This is a genomic window from Enterobacter cloacae complex sp. 2024EL-00711 (assembly GCF_047529885.1).
GTDB lineage: Bacteria > Pseudomonadota > Gammaproteobacteria > Enterobacterales > Enterobacteriaceae > Enterobacter > Enterobacter ludwigii.
In genome coordinates, this window is the sequence record NZ_JBLIZC010000020.1 from 1 (window position 1) to 689 (window position 689).

2 tRNA genes and 1 rRNA gene are annotated in these 689 nt (G+C 48.9%); all 3 read left to right on the forward strand.

What is annotated here, in order from left to right:
• Positions 1 to 100 precede the first annotated feature (100 nt).
• Positions 101 to 177: transfer RNA gene (locus tag ACMVME_RS22780), tRNA-Ile, on the forward strand.
• A gap of 38 nt (positions 178 to 215) precedes the next feature.
• A tRNA-Ala gene (locus tag ACMVME_RS22785) sits at positions 216 to 291 on the forward strand.
• Positions 292 to 471: 180 nt separating this feature from the next.
• A 23S ribosomal RNA gene (locus ACMVME_RS22790) occupies positions 472 to 689 on the forward strand; the annotation flags it as partial.

Genomic DNA, 689 nt, shown 5'->3' on the forward strand with positions numbered 1-689 from the left:
AGGGGAACCTGCGGTTGGATCACCTCCTTACCTTAAAGAACCTGCCTTTGTAGTGTCCACACAGATTGTCTGATGAAAAACAGCAGTAAAAAACCTCTACAGGCTTGTAGCTCAGGTGGTTAGAGCGCACCCCTGATAAGGGTGAGGTCGGTGGTTCAAGTCCACTCAGGCCTACCAAATCTGTCATGCAGATTTGAAGAGGTTGGTCATACGATGGGGCTATAGCTCAGCTGGGAGAGCGCCTGCTTTGCACGCAGGAGGTCTGCGGTTCGATCCCGCATAGCTCCACCATCTTTTACTGCGAAAACAAGAAAACTTCAGAGTGAACCTGAAAAGGTGCACTGCGAAGTTTTGCTCTTTAAAAATCTGGATCAAGCTGAAAATTGAAACGACACACAGTTAATGTGTGTTCGAGTCTCTCAAATTTTCGCAAACCGGTGATGAATCGAAAGAAACATCTTCGGGTTGTGAGGTTAAGCGACTAAGCGTACACGGTGGATGCCCTGGCAGTCAGAGGCGATGAAGGACGTGCTAATCTGCGAAAAGCGCCGGCGAGGTGATATGAACCTTTGACCCGGCGATGTCCGAATGGGGAAACCCAGTGTGTTCCGACACACTATCGTTAACTGAATACATAGGTTAACGAGGCGAACCGGGGGAACTGAAACATCTAAGTACCCCGAGGAAAA